Annotated in this window: 21 protein-coding genes, 1 tRNA gene and 1 other RNA gene; 8 read left to right on the plus strand and 15 right to left on the minus strand. The window is 42.0% G+C overall.

Features of this window, described 5'->3' with window-relative positions:
* Window positions 1-111 precede the first annotated feature (111 nt).
* Window positions 112-199: transfer RNA gene (locus ACVX3R_RS06175), tRNA-Ser, on the plus strand.
* 243 nt (window positions 200-442) lie between these two features.
* Here ACVX3R_RS06175 and ssrA read toward each other — a convergent pair.
* From ssrA to ACVX3R_RS06195, 4 genes are all read right to left on the minus strand, one after another.
* Window positions 443-790, minus strand: a transfer-messenger RNA (tmRNA) gene (gene ssrA, locus ACVX3R_RS06180).
* A gap of 60 nt (window positions 791-850) precedes the next feature.
* A complete protein-coding gene (locus ACVX3R_RS06185) occupies window positions 851-1486 on the minus strand; it encodes an SGNH/GDSL hydrolase family protein (RefSeq protein ID WP_458794576.1) in 636 nt (211 codons plus the stop codon).
* A 1-nt stretch (window position 1487) separates the two neighbouring features.
* Window positions 1488-2315: an HAD family hydrolase gene (locus tag ACVX3R_RS06190; protein ID WP_458795679.1), complete on the minus strand. Its 828-nt coding sequence runs from the start codon at window positions 2313-2315 to the stop codon at window positions 1488-1490.
* Between the two features lie 23 nt (window positions 2316-2338).
* Window positions 2339-3658 (minus strand): CapA family protein, encoded by a 1320-nt coding sequence (locus tag ACVX3R_RS06195; protein WP_458794577.1) that lies wholly within the window; start codon window positions 3656-3658, stop codon window positions 2339-2341.
* A gap of 155 nt (window positions 3659-3813) precedes the next feature.
* On the opposite strand from ACVX3R_RS06195, the gene def reads away from it, so the two are divergent.
* Both def and rlmB read left to right on the plus strand, forming a co-directional pair.
* A complete protein-coding gene (def, locus tag ACVX3R_RS06200) occupies window positions 3814-4425 on the plus strand; it encodes a peptide deformylase (RefSeq protein ID WP_268719675.1) in 612 nt (203 codons plus the stop codon).
* Window positions 4426-4469: 44 nt separating this feature from the next.
* Window positions 4470-5198, plus strand: coding sequence for a 23S rRNA (guanosine(2251)-2'-O)-methyltransferase RlmB (gene rlmB / locus ACVX3R_RS06205; protein ID WP_458794578.1), 729 nt, complete (start codon window positions 4470-4472; stop codon window positions 5196-5198).
* Window positions 5199-5234: 36 nt separating this feature from the next.
* On the opposite strand, the gene trxB is transcribed toward rlmB, so the two are convergent.
* The 7 genes from trxB to ACVX3R_RS06240 all read right to left on the minus strand — a co-directional run bounded on the left by trxB (window position 5235) and on the right by ACVX3R_RS06240 (window position 9589).
* Window positions 5235-6146 (minus strand): thioredoxin-disulfide reductase, encoded by a 912-nt coding sequence (trxB, locus tag ACVX3R_RS06210; RefSeq protein ID WP_458794579.1) that lies wholly within the window; start codon window positions 6144-6146, stop codon window positions 5235-5237.
* A 65-nt stretch (window positions 6147-6211) separates the two neighbouring features.
* Window positions 6212-6436, minus strand: a complete 225-nt coding sequence (locus ACVX3R_RS06215) for a DUF4059 family protein (protein WP_000926603.1) — start codon at window positions 6434-6436, stop codon at window positions 6212-6214.
* A gap of 77 nt (window positions 6437-6513) precedes the next feature.
* Complete coding sequence (locus tag ACVX3R_RS06220) at window positions 6514-7257, minus strand: amino acid ABC transporter ATP-binding protein (protein WP_458794580.1); 744 nt, start codon at window positions 7255-7257, stop codon at window positions 6514-6516.
* Complete coding sequence (locus ACVX3R_RS06225; protein ID WP_458794581.1) at window positions 7257-8057, minus strand: amino acid ABC transporter permease; 801 nt, start codon at window positions 8055-8057, stop codon at window positions 7257-7259. Before ACVX3R_RS06225 ends, ACVX3R_RS06220 begins: the two co-directional genes overlap by 1 nt.
* A 156-nt stretch (window positions 8058-8213) precedes the next feature.
* Window positions 8214-8570: an arsenate reductase family protein gene (locus ACVX3R_RS06230; RefSeq protein ID WP_458794582.1), complete on the minus strand. Its 357-nt coding sequence runs from the start codon at window positions 8568-8570 to the stop codon at window positions 8214-8216.
* A gap of 12 nt (window positions 8571-8582) precedes the next feature.
* On the minus strand, window positions 8583-9098 hold the full coding sequence (locus tag ACVX3R_RS06235) for a methylated-DNA--[protein]-cysteine S-methyltransferase (RefSeq protein ID WP_458794583.1): 516 nt from the start codon (window positions 9096-9098) through the stop codon (window positions 8583-8585).
* A complete protein-coding gene (locus tag ACVX3R_RS06240; protein WP_458794584.1) occupies window positions 9095-9589 on the minus strand; it encodes an N-acetyltransferase family protein in 495 nt (164 codons plus the stop codon). Before ACVX3R_RS06240 ends, ACVX3R_RS06235 begins: the two co-directional genes overlap by 4 nt.
* Window positions 9590-9723: 134 nt before the next feature.
* Between ACVX3R_RS06240 and ACVX3R_RS06245 the strand changes: the two genes are divergently transcribed.
* Both ACVX3R_RS06245 and trhA read left to right on the plus strand, forming a co-directional pair.
* On the plus strand, window positions 9724-10170 hold the full coding sequence (locus ACVX3R_RS06245) for a DUF1836 domain-containing protein (protein WP_458794585.1): 447 nt from the start codon (window positions 9724-9726) through the stop codon (window positions 10168-10170).
* Window positions 10167-10814, plus strand: a complete 648-nt coding sequence (trhA, locus tag ACVX3R_RS06250) for a PAQR family membrane homeostasis protein TrhA (protein ID WP_084976365.1) — start codon at window positions 10167-10169, stop codon at window positions 10812-10814. Before ACVX3R_RS06245 ends, trhA begins: the two co-directional genes overlap by 4 nt.
* Window positions 10815-10833: 19 nt before the next feature.
* On the opposite strand, the gene pdxT is transcribed toward trhA, so the two are convergent.
* The 3 genes from pdxT to nox form a co-directional block, all read right to left on the minus strand.
* Window positions 10834-11415 carry a pyridoxal 5'-phosphate synthase glutaminase subunit PdxT gene (pdxT, locus tag ACVX3R_RS06255; RefSeq protein WP_458794586.1) on the minus strand — a complete coding sequence of 194 codons (582 nt, stop codon included), beginning with the start codon at window positions 11413-11415 and terminating at the stop codon, window positions 10834-10836.
* Complete coding sequence (gene pdxS, locus ACVX3R_RS06260; RefSeq protein ID WP_000138520.1) at window positions 11416-12291, minus strand: pyridoxal 5'-phosphate synthase lyase subunit PdxS; 876 nt, start codon at window positions 12289-12291, stop codon at window positions 11416-11418.
* Between the two features lie 163 nt (window positions 12292-12454).
* Entirely contained in the window at window positions 12455-13834 is a 1380-nt protein-coding gene (gene nox / locus ACVX3R_RS06265; RefSeq protein WP_458794587.1) for a H2O-forming NADH oxidase, read from the minus strand.
* A gap of 305 nt (window positions 13835-14139) precedes the next feature.
* On the opposite strand from nox, the gene ACVX3R_RS06270 reads away from it, so the two are divergent.
* The 3 genes from ACVX3R_RS06270 to ACVX3R_RS06280 are packed head-to-tail and all read left to right on the plus strand — an operon-like array spanning window position 14140 to window position 16955.
* On the plus strand, window positions 14140-15069 hold the full coding sequence (locus ACVX3R_RS06270) for an FAD:protein FMN transferase (RefSeq protein ID WP_458795680.1): 930 nt from the start codon (window positions 14140-14142) through the stop codon (window positions 15067-15069).
* Window positions 15070-15087: 18 nt separating this feature from the next.
* Window positions 15088-15693, plus strand: coding sequence for an NADPH-dependent FMN reductase (locus ACVX3R_RS06275; RefSeq protein WP_000915933.1), 606 nt, complete (start codon window positions 15088-15090; stop codon window positions 15691-15693).
* A gap of 17 nt (window positions 15694-15710) precedes the next feature.
* Window positions 15711-16955: an NAD(P)H-dependent oxidoreductase gene (locus ACVX3R_RS06280; RefSeq protein ID WP_000673667.1), complete on the plus strand. Its 1245-nt coding sequence runs from the start codon at window positions 15711-15713 to the stop codon at window positions 16953-16955.
* An 82-nt stretch (window positions 16956-17037) separates the two neighbouring features.
* Here the strand turns inward: ACVX3R_RS06280 and ACVX3R_RS06285 are convergent, their stop codons facing one another.
* Entirely contained in the window at window positions 17038-17295 is a 258-nt protein-coding gene (locus tag ACVX3R_RS06285) for a DUF896 family protein (RefSeq protein WP_000377481.1), read from the minus strand.
* Window positions 17296-17303 lie beyond the last annotated feature (8 nt).

The following is a 17303-nucleotide window of genomic DNA, read 5'->3' on the forward strand; positions in this document are numbered from 1 at the left end:
CCAAAGTCAAGCATTTTTTACCATTTTCTTTCAAATTCTATCATTTTTCTTATTTCCAAAATTTTTATTGCAAGATAAAGTCCTTTATGGTAGACTATTTGAGTAAGTATTGGAAGATTACTCAAGAGGCTTAAGAGGCCGTGTTGGAAACGCGGTAGGCGTGTAACAGCGTGCGTGGGTTCGAATCCCATGTCTTCCGTAGGAAAACAAAAACTGCATTTCGGTGCAGTTTTTTTATCGCAAATATTTAAAAATCAAATAATACAAACACTATATGATTTCATAAAACAAAAAGATATAGATTTCTAGAATACGACAGACCTTCTTCAAAAAGAGGGTCTGTTTTAGGGTCTGCCTTTTTTGAAAAAGAATACCAAGGAATACCAAAGACAAAAATAAAAAACGTTGATTTAACAACGTTTTACCAAGGAATGCAAAGGAATAATGGAGCCGGTGGGAGTCGAACCCACGTCCAAACACCTGCCAACATATTTGTCTACAACCATAGGTTATGTATTGTTTTAACAGTCCCTCGACACATAACTCAAGCCTAGGAACTGCGAGTCTATTAATCTCTTATCAAACCACTAGACAAGGCTTGATCGTATCTCGCTAATCATAAGACCTGTCATTGAACACGAGCAATCCAAATCGGGTCACGCCTGCTGGTTTTTAGGCAGCTAGAGCGTAAGAAGTGTTATTTTTTGCAGTTATATTTAACTGAGCGTTTACGTCGCCACACGGGTTGCAAAATATGCCTCATAATGCCTGTCGAATCCGTAACGACCCCAAAAGACGATAGAACCATTATAACCTATCTTCATGAAAAATGCAAAATCAAGCCACCTCTTTAGAAAAGAACCCCTTTTAAGGCTTCCGATAAGACTTGATAACCGGCTACACTTAGATGGAGGCCATCTGTTGTATAGTCTTTTTTGAGTTGTCCTTCTGTATCTGTCAAACTATCATAAACAGGCACAAAATCTACCTGCATATAGGCGGATGCTAGAGCCTCATAGGCTTGATTCCATTCTCTGATCTTTTCATTGGTTCGGATATAAACAGTCTGCTTGTATCTCTCTCCCTCATTGACTGGCAAAATGGAAAGGAGCTTTATTTGTGATAGCGGATAATCTCGGGCAATCGATTGGATTACACGCTCGAGATTATCCAAGGCTTCATTCATGGGAATATCTTTTCCAATATCATTTGTCCCAATTAGGAGAACAATTTGATCGACAGCATCACCATACAGATGGGCATCTAGATTCTCTAATAAAAGTCTCGTCTGGTATCCTCGGATGCCACGATTGACAATAGTCTTGGCCGTCCCAAACAACTCTTGCAGAGGGTAATATTCCACAATCGAATCACCGATAAAAATCATATCTGGTTCTAAAAGAGAAATCTCATTGAGTTCGCGATACTTGGTTTGAATCTTTGCCTGCTCTTTTAGGAGCCAATTTTCTAATAACTGTACTGCCATCTTATCCCTCTTTCTCTAACCACTTTTCTAGAATCTGATAAACGCCCCCTTGGCTGTTAGCTGGAGCTAGGGCAGTTGCAACTGCCTTGGCCTCATCATCAGCATTTTCCATAGCATAGGCAATTCCAGCCATCTCCAACATCTCAACATCATTTTCGCTATCACCAAAGGCCATGATCTGTTCCGATGTCAAATCCCAGCGCTTGAGTAATTCTTCCAATCCCCAAGCCTTGTGAACCCCAGCCTGCAGGATATCAATACAGCCATAACCGCTAGAAACAGCCCTTACATGACCATCAAAGAGGTCATTGATTTCCTGCAAAACTGAACTAGAACGTTCTTCACCAACGACCATGCTCATCTTTAGAACTCCTCCAAAGATGTCTGAGTTTAGCTCATCCACAAAATTGGTCCTTTGGTAAAGTTTTTCAATCATCTCTGGAGTCATAAATTTTTCCAGGTCTGTAAAAACAGTTCCTTCCTTGACAAAACTCCCATTCATACTGGTAACGACGAACTGATCTCGACACTCCCTCCCTTTAAAATGAAGGAGAGCCTTGTCAACCATAGCATCATCCCAGGTCTGAGCTTGAATCAGTTTATTGTTTTCAAAAATACGCGCCCCATTGGCAACGACTAGGACAACTCTACTCGCCAAATGTTTAAGCAATTGTCTCATACGATGAACTTCATTCCCCGTCGCAATGACAAAACGGATATCCCTTTGATCCAGCTGATCTAAAATCTTTTCCAAGCGGGGCAGATCCAGCTGACCTCTCGGGTCTAGCAAGGTCCCATCCATGTCTGTTGCAATCAATTTAATCGTCATCATATCTCCTTTAGAATGAGTGTCTACCACTTCAACCCTACATGTTCATTCATTTCTTTATAGGCCGTGTCAATTCGTTCCTTGGTCGCCTCATCCAACTTGTCACGGTGACTGCCTCCCTCAATGAAGTCCTCTAGGATATAGGTCTGATAGAGGAAGAGCGGATAGCCTTCTGGGGAGTAAGTTCCTTTGGGCGTTCGATTGACCCAAGTAGGATGCGCTTTGGCAGTTTCAATCCTAGTCTTGCCATCTTTCTTCTTAATGGTCACATCCATGAGAACACCGCGCTCCGTCCACTTGGCATTTTCCTCATCTTGCATGGTTTCAATGCGTTGGTTTGAAAGGAAATTTCCCATGGAATAGATGATCAATTTTTTGTCACCATCCTTTTCAACGGTTTCAGCAGGTTCAACGACGTGAGGATGCCCTCCAAAAATAATATCAGCTCCCCAGTCAATCATCTTGTGATAAAGTGTTTTTTGTTCTTCCGTCGGTTCTAGCTGGTACTCAATTCCCATCTGAGGCATGATGACAGTAATATCCGCTTCTTGCTCAGCTCGTTCAATTTCTGCCTTCATCTTATCTTCATTCAGGTCAGAAAGATAGCGATTATAATCCTCTTGAGAGATATACTGCTCAATGCCATTAAAACCGTAAGAATAGGCTAGGAGAGCTACCTTGATACCATTGACTTCCTTGATAACTAGTGGAGCTTGATCTCGGGATTCATGTGTGTAGACTCCTATGGGTGTCATTCCTGCCTTTTCAATAGCTTCTGCTGTCGAAACCACTCCCTCTATCTGAGAATCCAAGATGTGATTGTGAGCCAAGTCTAGAACTTGGTAGCCTGCATCCTTGATCGCATCCATGACTTCCCCTGGTGCATTAAAGAGAGGATAGCCTGCCAAGTAGTGGTCTTTGTTCACTGTTCCTTCAAAATCACCAAGCACTAAATCTGCTTGCTTGAGCCATGGTTTTACATATTCAAAATTTTCGTGGAAATCGTAGCTACCATCTTCTTTCAGAGCTGTTCGGTAGATAGGAATATGGTAGAGAAGGTCACCATTTGCCATGATACGAGCTGTCGTTTCGGCAGACTGATTTTCCTTAGACTGACTAGACGTCTGAGCAGAATCAACTGTTTGACCACTCGGACTTGTTCCCTTGTTCCCTTGTACTGCTTGGGTCAACAAGTTCAGCCCCATAGATAAGGTAACTGCAAGTAGCAACACCGTAATAAACTGAGCATTTGTCCAAGATTTATAATTCCTAAAGAAACCAATACCACTCTTCAACAATCCAAAAATAGGTCCTTGAGACCGTCTATCTTGTCGCTTTTCCATCTTTATTCCCCCCTTGCTTTTACTGCAAGTCTTTTCTTTTATTATACCACAGACAAAAGAGGAATACCGTTTATTATATTATTTTTTAGGAACTTCTGTGACTTTCTTTCTCGCCTATTTTGTGTTATCATGTAGAGGTAATGAAAGGAGAGAAAATGTCTGCTATAGAACGTATTACAAAAGCTGCTCATTTAATTAATATGAACGATATTATCCGTGAGGGGAACCCAACTTTACGCGCGGTTGCTGAGGAGGTCACTTTCCCACTGTCTGACCAGGAAATCATCCTTGGAGAAAAGATGATGCAATTCCTCAAACATTCCCAAGATCCTGTTATGGCTGAGAAAATGGGGCTCCGTGGTGGTGTTGGATTGGCTGCTCCCCAACTCGATATCTCAAAACGCATAATCGCTGTTTTAGTGCCCAATATTGTGGAAGAAGGTGAAACTCCTCAGGAAGCCTACGACCTGCAAGCTGTTATGTACAATCCAAAAATCGTCTCTCACTCTGTTCAGGACGCCGCCCTCGGTGAAGGAGAAGGGTGCCTATCTGTCGACCGTGTAGTTCCAGGCTATGTTGTTCGTCATGCCCGCGTCACTGTTGATTACTTTGACAAGGACGGAGAAAAACACCGCATCAAGCTTAAAGGATACAACTCTATCGTTGTCCAACATGAAATTGACCACATCAACGGAATCATGTTCTACGATCGTATCAATGAGAAAGACCCATTTGCTATCAAAGATGGACTCCTCATCCTCGAATAAAGAAAATCCCGTTGCAAGACGGGGTTTTGTGTTATAATAGAGGCATGAAAACAAATGATATTGTCTATGGCGTCCACGCCGTTACCGAAGCCCTCCTTGCAAATACAGGAAACAAACTCTACCTCCAAGATGATCTCCGAGGTAAGAATGTTGAGAAAGTCAAGGAATTGGCTGCTGAGAAAAAGGTCTCCATCTCTTGGACTTCAAAAAAATCCCTCTCTGAAATGACCGAAGGCGCTGTCCACCAAGGCTTTGTCCTAAGAGTCTCTGAATTTGCCTATAGCGAGCTGGATCACATTCTTGCAAAAATACGCCAAGAAGAAAATCCTTTGCTATTGATTCTGGACGGGTTAACTGACCCTCACAACTTAGGTTCTATCTTAAGGACTGCTGATGCGACCAATGTTTCAGGTGTCATCATTCCCAAGCACCGTGCTGTCGGAGTGACTCCTGTCGTTGCCAAAACGGCCACAGGTGCTATCGAGCATGTACCGATTGCCCGAGTGACTAACCTCAGTCAAACCCTTGATAAACTCAAGGATGAAGGCTTCTGGACCTTTGGAACGGATGTGAACGGTACCCCTTGCCACAAGTGGAATACAAAAGGGAAAATCGCCCTCATCATCGGAAATGAAGGAAAAGGTATCTCTAGCAACATCAAAAAACAGGTCGATGAGATGATTACCATTCCAATGAACGGACATGTTCAAAGTCTCAATGCCAGTGTTGCTGCAGCCATTCTCATGTACGAAGTTTTCCGAAACAGACTATAAAAAAGTTTCCAATCACTTGATTGGAAACTTTTTTGCTTAACTATGTTCAGTAATATATTTATAGGCTTCTTGACCAGCGATAGCCCCGTCTCCAACTGCTGTTGTCACTTGGCGAAGGTCTTTCTGGCGAACATCTCCAATCGCAAAGATACCGTCAACGGGAGTCTTCATGTGGTTATCTGTCACAATCCAGCCAGCCTGATCTTGAATATTCAAATCTTTGACAAAATCGCTAACGGGATCCAAACCAACATAGATAAAGACGCCACCGAAGGCTTGTTCTGTCACTTGACCTGTTTTTACATTTTCAAATACGACAGATTCTACTCGGTTTTCACCTTTAATTTCCTTGACGACAGAGTCCCAGATAAAGTTGATTTTCTCATTAGCAAAGGCACGGTCTTGCAAAACCTTTTGGGCACGAAGTTGGTCACGACGGTGAACAATAGTGACAGTCTTGGCAAAGCGAGTTAAGAAGAGGGCTTCTTCTACCGCTGAATCTCCACCACCGACTACGAGCAAGTCTTGGTCACGGAAGAATGCTCCATCACAGACTGCACAGTAAGAAACACCACGACTGTTCAGTTCTTCTTCCCCGGGAACCCCTAAGAGACGGTGTTTTGACCCAGTTGCCACGATGACAGTACGGGTTTCGTAAACTTGATCATCAGTGATTACCTTCTTATAGTCACCCTTGTCTTCAATATTTTCAACGTAGCCATAAAGATGCTCCACTCCAAGGTTTTCAAGTGGTTCAAACATCTTTTCAGCCAATTCAGGTCCACTAATATTGGCATAACCTGGATAGTTTTCAATGTCAGATGTGTTATTCATTTGCCCACCTGGCAGACCACCTTCAATCAAAGCCACTTTCAGATTGCTTCGGGCAGCATATAAGGCAGCCGTCATTCCCGCAGGTCCAGCACCGATAATAATCGTATCGTACATTTTGATTCCTTCTTTCTTGTTGTAACTATCTTTATTCTAACTCATTCTTGCTAATCACGCAAGGATTATGCCTTGAAAACCAAGAGCAAACTCATGACGGCAAAGGATAACACCGGAACGACCAAAACTCCAATCATAATCATATCATAGAGATGAGCTTGACGAGCCTTGGCTGTCTTGTCCACACCAGACATGGCTCTCAATCCAATCCAAATCCCCAAAAAAATCACAACCAGGATGGTCGTTAAGATCAAACTCTCGAAATATAAAGAAAACAGTTGCAGCAGCATGATCTCTCTCGTTTCTATCTTTTTTAAAGAGTAAACTCAGCTAGTCCAACTAACTGAGTTTTCCTTTTTCTATTATATCAAATATAAGTCCGTTTGTAACTAGCAAAGAATTCTTTTGTTCGTTCTTCTTTCGGATGATTGATGATTTCATCCGGTGTGCCGGACTCGATGATTTTCCCTTTATCTAGGAACAAAATCTTATCTGCCACTTGGGCTACAAAAGACATATCGTGACTAACCAAGATCATGGTCTGACCAGACTTAGCGGCATCTGCAATAGACTTTTCCACTTCACCGACCAATTCTGGATCAAGAGCTGATGTTGGTTCGTCCAAGAGCAAGACATCTGGTTTCATAGCAAGCGCACGCGCGAGGGCAACCCGTTGCTTTTGTCCACCTGATAAGTGGCGAGGATAATGGTTTTCACGGTCAGAAAGACCAACCTTGGCCAACTCTTCCTTAGCGATTTTTGTTGCTTCATCGTTCGATAATTTCTTAACGACAACCAAACCTTCCTTGACATTGTCAAGAGCAGTTCGGCGTTCAAACAAATTAAACTGTTGGAAAACCATAGATAACTTGCGACGAAGGGTTAGGATCTCTTCTTGGCTAATCTTAGAAAAATCAACTTTAAAATTGTCAATCTGAATCGTTCCACTATCTGGAGTTTCAAGGTAATTCAAACTACGAAGAAAGGTTGATTTCCCAGCTCCAGATGAACCAATCAAAGCCACCACCTCCCCTTTTTGGATATCCAAGTTCAGATGATTCAAGACTGTCTGTCCTGAAAAGGATTTGCTTAAATTCGAAATCTTAATCATTAACGAAGGTCTCCTTTCACATCTGTAGACACTGTATCCGGCGCTGAGATAGCCATTTTTCTCTCGATGAAACGGCCGAGGCTTTCAATTCCGATATTGACTACCCAATAAACAAGGGCAACAGAGATAAAGCGCTCAAAATAGCGATAATCAGCTCCACCTAAAATCTGAGCTTGGGCAAAGACCTCCACAACACCTGCGCTAAAGGCTAGAGAAGTTCCCTTGGTCAAGCCGATAAGGGAATTAATCAAGGTTGGAGTCGCCACAACGGCCGCATTTGGAATAATCACGCGACGGTAAACTTGCGCACGAGTCATACCCAAACTACGCGCTGCCTCAATTTCACCTGGATTAACAGAAAGGATGGCTGCACGAATCGTTTCACTTGCATAAGCCGCCTCATTAAAAGCAAAGGCCACAATCGCAAAAAGTGCCGCTGGAATCGCATTGATATTGAAACCAGTGCCCCATTGCTGGTTAATAGCTTTCAGTGCCAAAGGTATTCCGTAGTAGGTCAACATAAGTTGAACTAGGATTGGGGTACCTTTTAAGAAGCTGACGAAAAAGGCCTGCAAGGGATATAGAATTTTAACACGATTGATTTTAACAATGGCGAAAACCAAGGCCAGCACCAAGCCAAAAATCGCACCTCCAAGCGTCAACATCAAGGTTGTAGGCAGTTGTTGGACAATCCTTGGAATTCCATCAAAAACCGAACGCAAGCTAAAGAGCTTACCATCCGGAATGAGCTGCATCAAACTTTGGTACCAATCTGATGCTAAAAATGTTGTAACAGTCATAAAAACATCCTCTCCTGATAATGATTCATTCTATCATACTTCTGCTCGCAAGCAAATTATTTGCTACGGGCTGATCAGACTTTGTCTATCTTCTAGTTTATCACACTTTAAAACAGGGAGGCTATATATTTTACCTATCAAGGAGATAAATAAAAACTATCTCAAACCTAAGTCCTCATAGGTTTTTCTATAGCCGATTTGTTTAACAGAACCGTTTTCCACCAAAATTGGACGTTTCAATAACATACCATCACTCGCTAGAAGCTTGGCTGCTTCTTGTTTTGACAAACTTCCCACCTTATCTTTTAGGCCCAGTTCGCGGTATTTGATCCCGCTAGTATTGAAAAATTGTTTCACTTCAAAACCGGAAGTTTCCAACCACTTCAAAATCACGTCTTCACTTGGTGTTTCTTCTACGATGTGGACATCTTGGTATTCCAGTCCAAGTTGATTCAATTCATTTTTTGCTTTCTTACAAGTTGAACATTTTGGGTATTCGATAAATTCTAACATCTTCTTTTCTTTCTATTTTTTATTTTCTTGAAATGCTGCACCTTCATGTTGCAAGAGCCAGGCTTTCTTTTCGACTCCAGATGCATAGCCTGTCAAGCGATTGCCTGACCCCAGCACCCGATGACAGGGAACAAGTATGGACCAAGGATTGCGCCCCACTGCTCCTCCAATCGCTTGAGCAGAAGCCATTTGCAGGTCTTGAGCTATTTGTCCGTAAGTTACTGTTTGTCCATAAGGAATGTCCTGTAAGTAAGCCCAGACTCGCTTTTCAAAATCTGTTCCAATAGGAGCCAAAGGTAAGTCAGATAGATCCTCAACACTGCCTTCGAAATAGGTATCTAAATAAGAAATAACTTGCTCTAATACAGGATGACTGGCAACTTCTTCTATCGTTTCGTCTCCTAATCCCCTCTCAAAATGAGTTTGGTCCTGTACCCAAATTCCATACAGATATTGCTCGTCAGCAACTAAGGATAAGGTTCCAATTGGCGACGGGTAGAGCATTTTTGCGTACTTATTCTGCTTCATTTTTTAAATTTCTGATAGGCCAAACGTTCCCCATCAACTGGAACCTTACCAACCTGTTGGAAGCCTAGCTTTTCAAAGATATGCTGCATGGCCTTGTTTTCTGCATGCGTATCTGAACGAAAATCTAGATAATCAAAACCTTCAATCAAGCCTTCTAGAAAAGTCTGAGCAACACCTTGTCCTTGGACATCTGCTGCAACAGCGATACGGTGAAAGACCAGATATTCTGATTCTCCCCCCTGCCAACTTCCTTCATAAATGGCTTCATAGGCTTCCTCTGGGCTCTTGGTCACAGCAGCATAGGCTAGTAGTTCTCCTTCTTCCAAGGCCACATAGGCTTGGCCTGAGATGATATCATCAATAATGATATCTGCATTTGGATAGCCATTTTGCCACTGGTCGCTACCAGACTTGGCTAAGCACTTTTTGGCATCCTCCATCACCTGCATAATCGCATCTACTTCGTTTGGAAAAGCTAAACGAATCTCCATCTTTTCCCCTCATTTCTAACTAGTTTCTCTCATCATAGCATAATTTAAAGCTTTCTACAAGCAGTTGAAACTTGACTTTTGTTTTTTATTATTTTATAATCTAGTTATCGAAACTAGATAAAAAGGAGTTGGAAATGAATTCTAACTTTTCCTACCCAAAATGGAAAGACATTCCAAATATTGACCTCTATCTGGATCAGGTTTTACTTTATGTCAATCAAGTCTGCGCCCCTATCTCTCCAGATAAAGACAAGGGACTAACAGCATCCATGGTCAATAACTATGTCAAACATGGTTACCTGACAAAGCCTGACAAGAAAAAATACCAACGCAAACAGATTGCCCGTTTGATTGCCATCACCACTCTCAAGTCTGTCTTTTCGATCCAAGAAATCGCTCAGACACTGAATACTCTACAAACTCAAGCGAGCTCAGACAAGCTCTACGATGCTTTTGTGGACTATATGAACCATGGGATTGATCCAGAAAATCCTATTATCCAAACTAGCTGTCAAACGGTTAAACTCTATCATCAAACTCTAGACTTAATCCTTATCAAAGAAAAGGAGGAAATCCAATGAATACCAGTCTAAAACTCAGTAAAAAACTCAGTTTTGGAGAGGAAATTGCTAATAGTGTGACCCATGCTGTGGGTGCCGTTATCATGCTCATCCTACTCCCCATTTCATCCACCTATAGTTATGAAGCACACGGATTTTTATCATCTTTTGGCGTTTCTATCTTTGTTATCAGTCTATTTCTCATGTTCCTCTCGTCAACTATTTACCACTCTATGGCCTATGGTTCGACCCACAAATACGTCTTGCGAATCATCGACCATTCTATGATTTATGTGGCTATCGCAGGCTCTTATACGCCAGTCGTTCTAACCTTAATGAATAACTGGTTTGGCTATCTCATTATTGCCATTCAGTGGGGAACGACCATCTTTGGTATCCTCTATAAAATCTTTGCTAAAAAGGTCAATGAGAAATTCAGCCTTGCCCTTTATCTCATTATGGGCTGGTTGGTTCTGGCTATCATTCCTGCCATTATCAGTCAAACAACGCCAATTTTCTGGAGTCTCATGGTAACTGGCGGACTCTCTTATACAGTTGGAGCTGGATTTTACGCCAAGAAAAAACCTTATTTCCACATGATTTGGCATCTCTTTATCCTAGCTGCGTCTGCACTCCAATATATCGCGATTGTTTATTACATGTAAAAAAGTTGAGAATCTTTTCTCAACTTTTTTCTTTACACATATTGATAAAATACTGGTGCAAGCGAGCATCATCTGTCAATTCTGGATGAAAAGAGGTTACCAGCATATTTTTTTCTTGAGCTGCAACGATTTGATCATCAACTGTTGCTAGAATTTCTACACCCTCTCCAAGACTGCTGATAATCGGACCACGGATAAAGGTCATCGAAATCTTGCCAACTCCCTTACATTCTGCCTCTGTATAAAAACTTCCTAGTTGGCGCCCATAGGCATTGCGCTCAACTACTATGTCCATAGTTCCAAGATGACTTTCTTCCTGAGAAGTGATTTCCTTAGCTAGCAAAATCAACCCTGCACAGGTCCCAAAAACGGGTAATCCAGATAGAATGGCTTCTCGGATGGGAATCAACATCTGTTGGTCACGCAAGAGCTTGCCCATGGTTGTAGACTCACCACCAGGTAAAATCAAACCCGCCAAATCCCTCTGATGTTGTTGAAAATCATCTAAATTCCTGATTTGGACACTAGCGACCCCTAGTTTATCTAGCACTTTTGCATGTTCTGCAAAGGCTCCTTGCAAGGCCAATATTCCGATTTTCATCTATTTTCCTCGCTCTGCCATGAGAATTTGGATTTCATTCTCATTGATACCAACCATGGCTTCCCCTAGATCTTCAGAGATTTGAGCCAAAATTTGAGGATTTTGGTAGTTGGTCACCGCTTTGACAATGGCACTTGCTCGTTTAACAGGATCTCCTGATTTGAAAATGCCTGAACCGACAAAGACGCCCTCTGCCCCCAATTGCATCATCAGCGCAGCATCTGCTGGTGTTGCCACACCTCCAGCCGCAAAGTTTACAACTGGCAACTTCCCATGTTCATGGACGTATTGGACCAATTCAACAGGGACTTGCAAGTCCTTGGCAGCTACATATAGCTCATCTTCGCGTAGATTTTGAATACGGCGAATTTCCTGATTCATCATGCGCATATGACGAACAGCTTGAACAATGTCTCCTGTACCGGGTTCTCCTTTGGTACGAATCATGGAAGCTCCTTCAGCGATACGACGCAAGGCTTCACCCAAGTCCTTAGCTCCACAGACAAAAGGAACTTGGAATTCCTTCTTATCCACATGGAAACGGTCGTCAGCTGGAGAGAGTACTTCACTCTCATCGATATAGTCAATCTCAATAGCCTCTAAAATCTGAGCTTCAACAAAATGTCCGATTCTGACCTTTGCCATCACTGGTATGCTAACCGCTTCTTGGATTTCCTTAATCATCTTTGGATCGCTCATACGGGAAACCCCACCAGCTGCACGAATATCAGCTGGAATTCGCTCCAAAGCCATAACAGCTGCCGCACCAGCAGCCTCTGCGATACGAGCCTGTTCAGGGTTCTGAACGTCCATGATAACCCCACCTTTGAGCATCTGTGCCAAGTTTTTATTTAGTTCATAACGATTTTCAGTCATTTCTTAATCCTCATCATTATCCTCATCATTTGTATTGGTAGCTACCATTTTATTTTAAGTCAGAAAAGGATGAACCACAAGATAAAAAAACAAAAATTGTATGGGTACAAATGGATTAAAAAACTATCTGACCTTAACTTAAGGTCAGATAGTTCATCAATTTTTATTTTTCAGCTGTAAGTGCAGCCATTGTGATGTAGTTGTATGGTTTGTTGAAGTGTGGCAAGAAGAATAGGTCTGTCAATGCCAATTTATCAATTGTCACATGTTCTTGGATAGCAAGTGAGAACATGTGGATTCCCATACTGATAGCAGAATCACGTGATACCATTTGAGCGCCAAGAATTTCGCGACTGTCTTTATCAAAGACAATCTTGATGGCAACTTCGTGGTTGTCATGCTTCATAAATTCTGGTTTTTGAAGATCGTTAAAGCCTGTTTCAGTAGCGTTGTAGCCAGCTGCTTTTGCTTTTTCAAGAGTCAAACCAGTTGAAACCATATGAAGACCGTAGATTGAGATACCGTTTGATCCTTGTACACCGATTCCTTCCAATTCATGACCACAAGCGTTATAAGCACCAACGATACCCGTACGTACAGCGTTAGATGCAAGAGCGATGTAGCTTGTGTCTTTACGAGCATTGTCATAAACAGTCGCACAGTCACCAACAGCATATACACCTGGAATAGAAGTTTCTTGTTTCTTATCTACAAGGAAGGCACCGTTGCGGAAGAGTTCAAGCTTACCGTCAGCAAGAGCTGTGTTTGGACGGAAACCAACTGCAAGAACAACCATATCCACATCAAATGTTTCTTTGTCTGTCACCAAGCGTTCAACTTTACCATCACCTTGGATGGCTTTAACTGTTTGACCAAGAGCCAAGCGGATGTTGTGGTCTTCCAAGTTCTTCGCCATCATTTGAGTGAAGTCCTTGTCATAGTAGCCGTTCAAAACAGTGTCTACGATATCTACAAGCACCACTTCTTTTCCAAGACGCTCGAAAGCTTCGGCAAGTTCTACACCAATGTAACCACCACCGACAACAGCGATACGTTCAAGGTGTTTGCTTTTGTCCTCAAGTTTTTCAATAACTTCTTCAGCATTTTGGTACAACTTAACAAATTGAACATTTTCAAGTGTTGCTTTGAATTCGCGGTTACCTTTAACGATTTCTACACCTTCGATTGGAGGCAAAATAGGAGTTGAACCTGTCGCAAAGATCAATTTGTCATAAGACTCTTTGTGCTCTTTTCCTTCAACTTCTGCAGTCACAACTTTGTTATCGTAGTCAATTGAAAGAACTGGTGAGTTCATGTAAACTTTAGCACCTTTTGCTTCCAATTTTTCTTTATCAGAGTAGAAGAGACCTTCTGGACCATCAATTTGTTCCCCGATCCAAAGAGCCATTCCACAACCAAGGAATGAAATATTTGAGTTTTGGTCAAATACAACGATTTCATTTTCATGTCCAAAGTTGTCCAACATAGTGTTGATACATGCTGTACCAGCGTGGTTAGCACCAACTACAACGATTTTACTCATAGAATAATTCCACCTTTAAAATTTAATTTACCCTCCTAGTATATCATTTACTGTTAGCGTTTACAAGGTATTTGCTTGGAATTCTCTTTTTTTCAGAAAAAATACACTTAATATTAACAAACCTTATTTTTCTATCGTTTTCATACTAATTTTGAGCATATTTCTTGACTTTTTGTCAAAATCCATTTGTGAAAACGCTGACTTTATGGTATGCTAGTTACATGGAAAGAAAATGTAAGGGGTTTAATTTTTCTTTAACCAACTTATATTGAATGATTTCCTATGAAAAGAAAGGAGCTGGTAGCTTGTCTCTTCATTCACGTTCTGAACGGCTAATGGGAACAACTATCACGATTTCATTAGTAGATGAGCGGGCAGAAATCCTGCTTCAGGGCGCTTTTGACTTGCTCAAGGAGCTCGAATACCGCTTCAACGCCAATAGTCAAGAATCCGAACTGATGGAAATCAACTACAAGGCTGGAATCGCACCTGTTAAGGTTCATCCTGACCTATTTGAACTGATTGCTCTTGGACTAGAGCACAGCCTAGCTCCCTCTAGCCATCTAAATATCAGTATCGGTCCCTTGATTCAAACCTGGCGAATCGGATTTGCAGATGCACGACTTCCAGAGTTAAACGAAATCGAAGCTGTCTTGCCCCTAGTTGACCCGCATTTTATCAAGTTGGATCCGACTAGCTCTACTGTTTTTTTAGAGAAGAAAGGAATGAGGCTTGATCTAGGTTGCTTAGCCAAGGGCTATAGTGCAGATAAGGTTGCCCAGTATTTAAAAGCACACGGTGTCACCTCTGCCTTGATCAATCTCGGAGGAAATATCCTCACCATCGGGAATAACCAAGCTAAAGAAGGGAAAGCCTGGCAGATTGGGATTCAAGATCCGCGAAATCCTCGTGGCAATCATCTCCTAACCATTCCTGTGTCTAACAAATCCGTTGTCACTTCAGGTATCTATGAACGCCACCTGACAGTAGATGGAAAAGACTATCACCATATCTTTGATAGTGAGACAGGATTTCCTGTCGAAACAGACCTCGCTAGCCTAACGATTATCTCAGATAAATCCGTTGATGGTGAGATTTGGACAACCCGCCTATTTGGAGAACGTAGCGCTTCTATCCTCTGGCAAGTCGAAAGTTTAGATGGTATCGAAGCCATTCTCATCGACAAAGAGGGACGCCTTGCATGTTCTTCAGGCCTTCAAAATTGTATTATGTAAAAAGAGAAAGGAAATCTCATGCTAAAACTTATTGCCATTGTTGGAACGAACTCTAAACGTTCTACAAACCGCCAATTGCTCCAATACATGCAAAAACACTTTGCTGATAAAGCTGAAATTGAACTCGTTGAAATCAAGGATATCCCTGTTTTCAACAAACCAGCAGATAAGCAACTTCCAGCTGAAATTCTTGAGATTGCAGCTAAAATTGAAGCATCTGACGGTGTGATTATCGGTACTCCTGAGTACGACCACTCTATCCCTGCAGTTTTGATGAGCGCTCTTGCTTGGCTATCTTACGGTATCTACCCACTTTTGAACAAACCAATCATGATTACTGGTGCTTCATACGGCACACTTGGTTCGTCTCGTGCCCAATTGCAACTTCGTCAAATCTTGAATGCTCCCGAAATCAAGGCAAATGTTCTTCCAGATGAATTCTTGCTCTCACACTCTCTTCAAGCATTTAACCCAAGTGGTGACTTGGTTGACCTTGATGTCATCAAGAAATTGGATGCCATTTTTGATGACTTCCGTATCTTCGTGAAAATTACTGAAAAATTGCGCAACGCACAAGAATTGCTTCGCAAAGATGCAGAAGAATTTGACTGGGAAAATTTGTAAGATAGGAGACCGAAAGAATGAAATTTGTTGGACTTGTTGGATCAAACTACGATCAATCATATAACCGCAAACTCTTGGAATTTATTCGTCGCAATTTCAAATTCAAATTTGAATTAGAAGTTCTTGAAATTGACGAAGTTCCAATGTTTAACCAAGACGAAAAATGGGACGAAAGCTTCCAATTGCGTTTCTTGTATAACAAGATTACACGTGCTGATGGTGTCATTATCGCTACTCCTGAGCACAACCACACTATCTCAGCTTCACTCAAATCTGTACTCGAATGGCTTTCATACGAAGTTCATCCATTTGAAAACAAGCCTGTTATGATTGTGGGTGCATCATACTATGACCAAGGAACATCACGTGCCCAAGTTCACCTTCGTAAAATCCTTGACGCTCCAGGTGTTAATGCCTACACGCTTCCAGGTAATGAATTCCTTCTTGGTAAAGCTAAGGAAGCTTTTGATAACGACGGAAATATCACCAACGAAGGGACTGTTAAATTCCTTGAAACTTGCTTAGATAACTTTGTAAAATACGTAGGAGTCGTTTCGAAATTGAAAAAACCAAAACCAATCGAACCAGAAGACTTGGATTGTGGAAAACCAATCGCTACAACCATCACGGAAGTTGATCCTGACGATCCAGAATGGGTAGAAAAAGTTGCTGCAATCACTGGAGCTGTTTCTGGTGATACCTATGTCAAACTGGACCACGGTATCCTGACCGTTAACCAAATTGATATGTTCTTGAAAGCTATGCCATTTGAATTGACATACGCTGACGATAATAACCAATTCCTCTACTACAACAACGCTCACCAAGATCCAGACACCATGTTTGCCAAACGTGTACCACCTCAATCAGGTAACCGTATGTCGACTGTTCATAATTCTCTTCCACCAGCACGTATGAAGAATGTAGAGTGGGTTATCGGAACACTTCGCAACGGAAACCAAGAATACGTCCGTACGATCGTTCCAGGTTCTCCTGCAGGTGTCATCAACACCCACAACTACCAAGCAATGTACTATCCTGATGGATCATACGCTGGTATCAACGAAATTGTCTTTAACTTCCAACCATGGCTTGACTGGTACCTAAAAGAAACGGGTCAACGTTTGGTAGGTGGTAGCGGACCATTTGCTCCTGCCGCTGGAGGTCATGGAGACGCTGATGCTACTTCTGGCGCTTCTGATTCAGGTGATGCTGGAGGCCACGGTGGTGGCGCAGACGCTACTTCTGGTGCAAGCAACTAAGAAACCAAAAAGGAGCCATTTGGCTCCTTTTGTTATTACAACAGAAAAAGGGCTTGTAAATCATCTACAGCCCCCTTTCATTTTATGAGTTAGGATCATCTAAACTGCGGCCGTGCAAACCTTTTTCACGTTGTACTTGGCGTAGTTTTTCTGGTGTGACGTCATTGCCTTCCTCGTCCACAATTTTGATTCCCTCGATGTGGTGACGAACAGCACGACGATAGCCTTCGATATATTCCTCACGAAGTTTAGCTTGTTCCACTTTTTCAGCAGAAGTTAAGCCTTCTGTTTTTTTCTTTTTAGCGAGCTCGTTGATACGAGCGATTTTTTTTGAATCCATGTTTATCT

The sequence above is a fragment of the Streptococcus sp. 517s genome (assembly GCF_054445985.1).